5 protein-coding genes are annotated in these 6,192 nt (G+C 37.1%); all 5 read right to left on the bottom strand.

Annotated features, from left to right (window positions below; genetic code table 11):
- Position 1: 1 nt before the first annotated feature.
- Positions 2-937: a tryptophan 2,3-dioxygenase family protein gene (locus ACIQ32_RS05100; protein WP_396194615.1), complete on the bottom strand. Its 936-nt coding sequence runs from the start codon at positions 935-937 to the stop codon at positions 2-4.
- The gene (locus ACIQ32_RS05105) at positions 937-1,713 is read right to left on the bottom strand and encodes a DUF3108 domain-containing protein (protein ID WP_396194616.1); all 777 of its coding nucleotides are present in this window, start codon (positions 1,711-1,713) and stop codon (positions 937-939) included. The genes ACIQ32_RS05100 and ACIQ32_RS05105 overlap by 1 nt, the downstream gene beginning before the upstream one ends.
- A gap of 285 nt (positions 1,714-1,998) precedes the next feature.
- On the bottom strand, positions 1,999-3,159 hold the full coding sequence (gene hppD / locus ACIQ32_RS05110) for a 4-hydroxyphenylpyruvate dioxygenase (RefSeq protein WP_396194617.1): 1,161 nt from the start codon (positions 3,157-3,159) through the stop codon (positions 1,999-2,001).
- A 49-nt stretch (positions 3,160-3,208) separates the two neighbouring features.
- Complete coding sequence (locus ACIQ32_RS05115; RefSeq protein ID WP_396194618.1) at positions 3,209-4,366, bottom strand: homogentisate 1,2-dioxygenase; 1,158 nt, start codon at positions 4,364-4,366, stop codon at positions 3,209-3,211.
- Between the two features lie 305 nt (positions 4,367-4,671).
- Positions 4,672-6,132 (bottom strand): APC family permease, encoded by a 1,461-nt coding sequence (locus ACIQ32_RS05120; protein ID WP_396194619.1) that lies wholly within the window; start codon positions 6,130-6,132, stop codon positions 4,672-4,674.
- Between the last annotated feature and the right edge of the window lie 60 nt (positions 6,133-6,192).

The following is a 6,192-nucleotide window of genomic DNA, read 5'->3' on the forward strand; positions in this document are numbered from 1 at the left end:
ATTACAATCCTTCTCCCCAATTTTTTAATTCCTCATCGCTCCACAATTCAGGGAAAAAGATACGGCGTTGGTATTTAGGATGCATGTATTTTTTCCAGTCGCTTCCGCCGGTAGCTTCGCCTGAACCTTGTCCGCTTTCGATGTATTTTTTGGCAGCGTTTAAATGTCCCATAACCCATGTGATGTTGACAGTATAATCATAATGACGCATGGCTTTGACCAATTCGGGATTTTGCTGATCTTCTATCGGAAGTTGTTTGAATTTTTGCCAGATATTGATGGTGTTGTATTCTTCCATGTATCGAAGAAATTCTTCGCGGTATTTTTTTTCGAATTCTAAAATCAGATACGATTTTTCTCCGGTGTGGTAATCTTTTCCTGCAGCTTGCCAATAAAGATGTTCAAAAGCATGAGAGTAAGGTGTATTTCGGTCTATGGTAGCTCTGAATCGATAGTCAATCAGGTTGATTAAATCGGTTGATGAAAATTCAATTAATCGGTATTGAGCACTTTGAAAACCGCTAGCCGGAGTTAATGTGTTTCTGAATTTCATGTATTGTTCCACTTCCATTCCGTCACCCATGATGTCGAAAGAAGTCGTCAACATGTCGAAATAGCGGCTGATTCTTCTGAGCTTTTCAGTAAAAAAATCTGTCTTTGGGTTTTCGTTATGACAAAGTTGATTGATTTCCCATAAGATCATTTTAAATAACAATTCGTTGACTTGATGGTACATAACAAACACCATTTCATCCGGTAAAACCGTTCTCTGCGTTTGAAGATTCAGTAAGGCATCGGTTTGTATATAATCCCAATAGGTTATGGGTTTGGCCCAAAGTAATCCTTCGAGATGTGTTTCGGTTTTTTGATTTATGGCATCAAATTTTTTTTCTAAATCAGTGAGGACTTGGTTGTAGTTTGTTGTTTTGTTGTTCATTATTTTTTCAATTTCACCATAAACGGATGTTTGAGTCCTTTAAAACCATCTAAATCGGCTTTAAGAGAACCAACTGCCAAACTGGCTTTAATGCGCAATGGTATTTTATTTTCATCGTCAGAGATCCAAACCGTTAGACTTTCTTCTTCTTTAAAAACTCTTCCCGATTGTACCAAAGGTCTAAAAATCATAGTTGATGCGGTTCCAAATTTAGTTTTTAATTCTTCTCTGCCCAAGAATTTTAATTTGAATTTATAAACTTCATCATCAAAAAACATGTCTACCACAATTGACTCACCCGGTTTTAGTTTGTCAATGTTTGGGTGATTCCTCAAAAAGTAAAAGGTAGAAACTATATCTTGTACGTTTTCGGTAACAGAAAATGTTTTTTCGGTGTTGTTTTTATAATTCTTGATTAAGACTTTGTTAGAGGCTTGATTAAAAAAACCTTCTTGATTTTTGGTATAACCGCCTTCGTCAATTTTTCGCACGAATTGATATGGTTTATTGGTAACTTTATCGAAGTAGCTTTCATAATTGTCGTCCACTTTAAAGAAAAAGCGTGACATACCTACAGTGTAACCTTTACCAATAGCATGGTACACTTTTTTGTTCTCTCGAGTTGCTTCTTTTAATTCAAGAGTTGCATAACCGGCATTGATAAAACCATAGTGAATTCGAAACTTAAACCATTCACCGGTGTCATAAGCTTCGGGTTTTTGAGTATTGAAACTTACAGTGATAAAAAGCAGTAATAAGAATAAGTATTTTTTCATTTCGAATAGTTTTTATACTGCGATTACAATATTCGTTCCAAAAGTATTAAAACAAAAAAACCCAATCAAATTAATGACTGAGTTTTTATGCTATTAACCAACCAAAAAACTATAAATTATGAAAATTTATCCAAAACTTGAGGGAACCACCCCTCTGTTTTGAGCTGCAAAGATAATTCAACCTGTTGCGTTATTACAAGTAAAAAACTAACTTTAACAATAATTTAATAGAATACAGTCTTTTTTAAGGCCTTTTTTTAAATTATTTTTAACAAAACTGAAATTTTACAGTGTTCCCCGCAACATTTGTTCTCTTTCGATGGATTCAAATAATGCTTTAAAATTTCCGGCTCCAAAACCTCTGGCGCCCATTCTTTGGATGATTTCGAAGAATAAAGTTGGTCGGTCTTCTACCGGTCTGGTAAAGATTTGCAACAAGTAACCTTCCTCATCAGCATCTATCATGATACCTAATTTTTGAAGCTCGTTGATGTCTTCTTTAAACTTGTTCATATGGTCTTTTAATCTTTCGGGTATGGCATCATAGTATGCTTGCGGCGGTGTCGTTAGGAATTCAATTCCACGAGCACGCATTTCAGCCACAGTTTTAATGATGTCATCAGTGGCTACTGCAATGTGTTGCACACCTGAGCCTTCATAAAAATCTAAATATTCTTCAATCTGAGATTTTTTCTTGCCTTCTGCCGGTTCGTTGATTGGGAATTTGATTCTGCCGTTACCATTGCTCATTACTTTCGACATTAAAGCGGAATATTCCGTAGTAATTTGTTTGTCGTCGAAAGACAGGAAGTTTACAAATCCCATCACATCTTCATACCATTTTACCCAAGTATTCATTTCGTTCCAGCCTACATTGCCCACCATGTGATCTACATATTTCAAGCCCACCGGAGTAGGATTGTAATCGGATTTCCATTCTTGATATCCAGGCATAAAAATACCGTTGTAATTTTTACGTTCAACAAACATGTGAACAGTTTCGCCGTAAGTGTAAATTCCGGCACGAACTACTTCTCCATGTTCATCTTTTTCCACCGTTGGTTCCATGTAGACTTTTGCGCCACGTTTGGTAGTTTCTTCAAATGCTGCACGGGCATCTTCCACCCAGAGGGCAATAACTTTTACTCCGTCGCCGTGTTTTTTTACATGCTCCCCAATCGGAGAATCACTGTTTAGGGCAGTTGTTAATACCAAACGAATTTTATCTTGTTTCAACACATATGAGGCTCTGTCTCTCATACCGGTTTCTAATCCGGCATAAGCCAAGGATTGAAATCCGAATGCAGTTTTGTAAAAATGGGCTGCTTGTTTGGCATTCCCAACATAAAATTCGACATAATCTGTTCCTAATAACGGAAGGAAATCTTGCGCTCCTTCAAATATTTTTTCTAAGCCGTACTCGACTGATTTTATTTCTTGTGACATAATTTTATATTTTAAAAAGGCAACCAGGTTACCAAAAGTTGTGTTTGATTTATTCTAACCAAGATTGGAAGTATTTGTCATCAGCAATTTTCATAGCTTCTTCGGTGACCATTAAAGGTTTGAAGGTATCTACCATAACTGCTAACTCTTGAGTGTCTTTTTTACCAATACTTCTCTCAACAGCTCCGGGATGCGGACCGTGTGGAATTCCGGCCGGATGAAGTGAAATGTGTCCGGCTTCGATGTCATTTCGACTCATAAAATCGCCATCAACATAATACAATACTTCATCAGAATCGATGTTGCTGTGGTTATAGGGCGCCGGAATAGCATCCGGATGATAATCGTACAAGCGCGGGACGAAAGAACAAACCACAAACGCATCAGTTTCAAATGTTTGGTGTACCGGTGGCGGTTGGTGTATTCTTCCGGTTAAAGGTTCGAAGTCGTGTATAGAAAAAGCATACGGATAATTGTAACCGTCGTAGCCAATTACATCAAACGGGTGTGTGGCATAAACCATATCGAATATTTCGTCTTTCTTTTTTACTTTGATGACAAACTCTCCTTTTTCATCGTAGGTTTCTAGTTCGTATGGGCGACGGATATCGCGCTCACAAAAAGGCGAATGTTCTAATAATTGTCCGAACCAGTTTCTGTAACGTTTCGGAGTATAAATTGGGCGGTGAGATTCTACTATGAACAAGCGATTGTCTTCGGTATCGAAATCTATTTTATAAATAATTCCTCTGGGAATAATTAAATAATCTCCATATTTAAAATCGATGTTTCCTAACATGGTTCTCAACTTTCCGGAACCTTTATGGATGAAAATCATTTCATCGGAATCAGTATTTTTATAGAAATACTCCGTAGTTGATTTTTTTGGTGCGGACAAAACAATGTGGCAATCTGAGTTGGTTAAGACAATTTTTCGACTTTCCAAAAAGTCGTTTTCCGGATTGACCTGAAAACCGCGAAGGCGATATGATTGTATATTATTGGCTTTAGAAATCTTTGGCGCCACACTGTATTGTTTTCTGATTTCTTTGACCTGAGTTGGTCGGTGTTCGTGATAGGAATTGGTCGACATTCCGTCGAAACCTACAGTGCCAAACAGCTGTTCGTAATACAAATCACCATTAGGTTTGCGAAAAATGATGTGTCTTTTATGAGGGATGTTTCCCAGTTTATGATATAATGGCATAGTTTCAATGGATTAAATTAACAATGTTAAAATGTAACAAATGGTATATTGTTACATTGTATAATTGATACATTGCTTCCCATCACTCAGGATTTCTCTTGATGAGGAATTTTAAATGCGCTAGTAAGCCTTTCCAATCCGATGTCATGTTCTTGAGATTATTTGTCTTTAAGATTTTTACCCACAACAATTCCCATTCCGAATGCGGCGATAATGGCCAATAATATTATCATATTATGATTTTTTGCTATACAAATATCTGAAAAAAAAATCCAAATTCTTTTTTTGAATTTGGATTTCTTTTTTTAAGACTCGTTAAGATTAGATTTTTTTCTACTGTAAAGGAAGTAAACACTTATTCCGATTATTCCCCAAACGATAAAGGCAATCCAAGTTTCTTTTCTCACAAAATACATTAGAAATAAATTAAAGGCAACACCTAAGGTTCCAACTAAATAGACAGCTGGTGTTTTGTATGGTCTTTCTAACTCCGGTTTCTTAACTCTCAATATCATTACAGCAACACAAACCATAGCAAAAGCCAATAGCGTTCCCATTGAACACATTTCACTCACTTTATTAATTGGGGTTAATGCGGCTACAATTGAGATTATTCCACCCACTAAAAAGGTACTTTTGTGAGGTGTTTTGAAGGTTGGGTGCAAGGTTTTGAAGAAGTTTGGCAATAAACCATCTTTAGCCATTCCCAAGAAAATTCTGGTTTGGCCTAACATCATAACCAACATTACACTGGTTAATCCGGCAGTAGCTGCAAGGGTAATAATGAATACAGCCCATGTGATTCCGTTTTCACTGAAAGCCGAGGCTACCGGTGCTGACTTGTCTAATTGGTCAAAAGGAACCATACCGGTTAACACCAAGGAAACTAATATGTAGAGTATAGTACAGATTACCAATGATGCTACAATGGCAAATGGCACATCTTTCTTAGGATTAATTGCTTCACCCGCTTGGGTAGAAACCGCATCAAAACCAATATAAGCAAAGAAAACAATAGTTGCCGCTGTCAGAACCCCGCCAAAACCAAAGCTTACTTTTTCAACACCATCGATTAAAATGGTTTTTTCAGCCGGGATAAACGGTTGCCAGTTGGCCGTATCTATGTAAAAAGCTCCGGCAATGATAACAAACAAAACTACAGCCACTTTAATGACTACAATGATATTGTTGGTTTTTGCTGCTTCTTTAATTCCTTTGACTAAGATATAGGTAACAACCCAAGTGATTAAGAAAGCCGGTAAATTGAAGGCAAAACCAGGAGCGGCTTGTCCTAATTCAGCATATTTTTCGGTGGCTGTTGTTAAATCGTTGCACAACCAAATCGGGAAATCAATCCCAAAAAGATGGAGTAATTTGACAAAATAACCACTCCAAGCTACAGCTACGGTAGTCGCACCCATCATGTATTCTAAGATCAAGTTCCAACCGATAAACCAAGCAAATAGTTCTCCCACAGTTCCGTAGGCATAAGCATAAGCAGAACCTTCAACAGGAAGGACTGAGGCAAATTCAGCATAACAAAGAGAAGCAAATAAACAGCCAATGCCCGCAATTACAAAAGACAAAGCTAAAGCAGGACCGGCATAGTCGTGAGCGGCAATTCCGGTTAAGGTAAAAATTCCACCGCCAATAATGGCTCCGATACCCAATGAGGTTAATCCCCATTTTGTCAATACTCTTTTTAAATCATTTTTTTTCATGTCTGCTTCAAAAGCAGCCACAGGTTTTACTCTCCAAATTGACATAAATAGTTTGGTTTAGTTAATAGATTCCAAATATAGTTTTTTCTGTTTCAAAAATCACAA

Source organism: Flavobacterium sp. (genome assembly GCF_044373165.1).
GTDB lineage: Bacteria > Bacteroidota > Bacteroidia > Flavobacteriales > Flavobacteriaceae > Flavobacterium.